This window comes from Streptomyces alkaliphilus, assembly GCF_014141535.1.
GTDB lineage: Bacteria > Actinomycetota > Actinomycetes > Streptomycetales > Streptomycetaceae > Streptomyces > Streptomyces alkaliphilus.
Genome location: NZ_VKHT01000715.1, coordinates 1 through 2,764, shown reverse-complemented (window position 1 = coordinate 2,764; position 2,764 = coordinate 1). Strand labels below are relative to the sequence as shown.

Below are 2,764 nucleotides of genomic sequence, written 5' to 3'. Positions count from 1 at the left end.
GTCGGGTGGGCCGGGCCCTGGAGACCCTCCAACGCGCGGCGATCGAGGCGGCCGTGCACGGGGCCGAGACGCGTCGCGGCGTCTCGGAGGTCTTCGTCAATCTCGCCCGTCGCAACCAGGTCCTGTTGCAGAAACAACTCGACATCCTCGGTGCGATTCAACGGCGGACCGACGACGAGGACGAGTTGGAGGATCTGCTCCGGCTGGATCACCTCACCACCCGCATGCGACGGCACGCCGAGGGGTTGATGATCCTCTCCGGCGCGGCCCCCGCACGGCAGTGGCGCAGGCCGGCCCGTCCGATGGACGTGGTGCGGAGCGCGGTCCGGGAGATGGAGGACCCCGAAAGGGTCGAGGTGCGTCGGATGCCGTCCCTTGCCGTCGACGGGGCGGCCGTCGCCGACCTGGTCCACCTGGTGGCGGAGCTGTTGGAGAACGCGATCAACTACTCCCCGCCCCACACCGCGGTCCAGGTGCACGGCGAGAGGGTGCCGCACGGGTTCTCGATCGAGATCCACGACCGGGGCCTGGGCATGCCCCCCCGGGCGATGTCCGAGGCCAATCACCGCCTCGCGAACGCCTCCGATTTCGAACTCTCCGACACCGACCGCCTGGGCCTGTTCGTGGTGGCCCGACTGGCCCGACGTCATGGGGTGCGGGTCTCCCTGCGGGAGTCCCCCTACGGCGGAACCACCGCCGTCGTGCTGATTCCCGGGGAACTCCTGGGCGAGTGGGAGGACGAGTGGGGAGGTGCCTCCCCGATGGCGGGCGCGGAACGAGTGTCGGTGACCGGGCGGTCGACACCCGCCGCGGTGGGATCCCGGCGGGGCGGCCCGGTGGAGCTGGAGTCCTCGATCGAGCGGGTGCTCGCGGGACGCGGGGCCGGTGCCCGGAGCGGGGCCGAGGATCTCGCGGAACCGGTCGCGGACCGGTCCGCGGAGGGCTCCGTCGGCGGTCGTCCGCCCCTGCCCACCCGCCGGCCGGGGCGGGCGGTGGAGGACTCCCGGCGCGGTCCGCGCGGCGGCGACACCGAAGACGATCGCGCCGCCCGGAGCGTCCCCTCCGGCGGCTCGGAAACGAATGGCCGGGCCACCGGGCCCGGGGCCCGCCCCGTTCCCGGGTCCGCCGGGGAGACGGAGGCCCCTTCGACGCCGCGCCGGCGCGTGCCGGTGCTGGTCGCGGAGAACGGCCGGGTGATCGGCGAGCCTCCCGGGCCCCTCCCGGAGCCGGGAGGCCCCGGCGTACCGGCGGCCGGCCGTACCGTGCCCCGGACGGGACACACCTCTTCCGCGTCCCCCGTGCCGGCGCCCCCACCGATCTCCGTTCCGACCGAGGGAACACCCCGGGACGCCACCCGGCCCGTGGCGGAACTTCCCCGTCGGATGCCCCGCGTCCATCCGACCGCCACGAAACCGCCCCGGGCCCGACCCACGGACGGTTCCGACTCCGGAGTCCCCTCCGGTGACCCCGCCGGGGAGGATCCGTCCGCCGATTCGTCGGCCGAGCGGGACGCCGAGGCGGCCCGTGTCCGCATGTCCGCCCTGCAGGACGGTTGGCGACGCGGCCGCCGCGAGTGGGGGCCCGGGGCCGGAGTGCCGGCACCGGGGGGCACCGCACCACCGGAACACCACGAGGGGCAGGAACGATGACCGCAGCGGAAGCCGGTGCCGACCGGGGAACCACCGATGGCCGGGGCGAACCGGACTGGCTGTTGGACGAGCTGGTGGGACGGATCGGCGCCGTCCGCCATGGTCTGGTGCTCTCGGGGGACGGTCTGCCCCGGGGAACCTCCCGGGGCCTGCGCCGGGAGGACGCGGAGCACCTGGCGGCCGTGGCCTCGGGTTTCCACAACCTCGCCCGTGGGGTGGGCCGGCACTTCGAGGTCGGCTCGGTGCGGCAGACGCTGGTGGAACTGGACGAGGGCTTTCTCTTCGTGACGGCGGCGGGTTCCGGCAGCTGCCTGGCCGTTCTCGCGGACGCCTCGGCGGACGTGGGGCAGGTGGCCTACGAGATGACCCTGTTGGTCAAGCGTGTGGGGGTCCACCTGGGCACCGCCCCGCGTGCCGGGGACGCCCGGGTCTGAGCGGGCCCGGGACAGCCCGTGGACGGGCCCGGGCCGATCGGCGGAAACCGACTCCCGTCCACCCCGGTCGCCGTGCCGATCTGGTGTGTCGCCCCGGAGCGTGGCATCGTCCTGCGGGTGATCCACCGCGGGGTCCCACCGGAACCGCGGTGGGCGCCCGGCGACGCCGCCCCGCGCGGCACGTCCCGTCCCGTGGAACCGGGAGGGACGGGCCGGCCGACACCCGATCCGATCGATTCCCGGGAGCCGCCATGACCCCGACCACCGGCCCGGAACCGGAGCCCGCCACCCCGACCGTGCTGTGGAGCCCCGACGCCGAGACCGTAGCCGACTCGCGCCTCACCGCGTTCCACGCCCGAGCCGCCCGGCGGTACGGGGCCCCGCCCCCCGGCGGGGGCGACCCCGCCGCCGACTACCGTGCCCTGCATGGCTGGTCGGTCACCGAACCGGACGCCTTCTGGTCCGCCGTCGCGGACTTCTGCGAGGTCTCCTTCGTCACCCCGCCCCGGGCCGTACTGGCGGACCGGACCATGCCCGGGGCGACCTGGTTCCCCGGCGCCGAACTCAACTACGCGTGGCACGCCCTGCGTCGTGCGGAGGAGTTCCCCGACGAGCCCGTCGTCCTCGCCGTCGCGGAGCCCGACGGCGATCCCGTCACCCGGATGATCACCGGGGCCGAGC

At 75.1% G+C, this 2,764-nt stretch carries 3 protein-coding genes; all 3 read left to right on the top strand.

Annotated elements, in window-relative coordinates:
- Positions 1-1,649 (top strand): ATP-binding protein (locus tag FNQ90_RS18840; RefSeq protein ID WP_267133074.1); only part of this gene is annotated, 1,649 nt, incomplete at its 5' end.
- On the top strand, positions 1,646-2,083 hold the full coding sequence (locus FNQ90_RS18835; protein ID WP_182607452.1) for a roadblock/LC7 domain-containing protein: 438 nt from the start codon (positions 1,646-1,648) through the stop codon (positions 2,081-2,083). The genes FNQ90_RS18840 and FNQ90_RS18835, both read left to right, overlap by 4 nt.
- A 251-nt stretch (positions 2,084-2,334) precedes the next feature.
- Positions 2,335-2,764 (top strand): acetyl-coenzyme A synthetase N-terminal domain-containing protein (locus FNQ90_RS18830; protein ID WP_323380066.1); only part of this gene is annotated, 430 nt, incomplete at its 3' end.

Excerpts from the sequence above, each read along its gene's own strand:
- FNQ90_RS18835 (WP_182607452.1), top strand. The coding sequence starts at position 1,646 with ATGACCGCAGCGGAAGCCGGTGCCGACCGGGGAACCACCGATGGCCGG.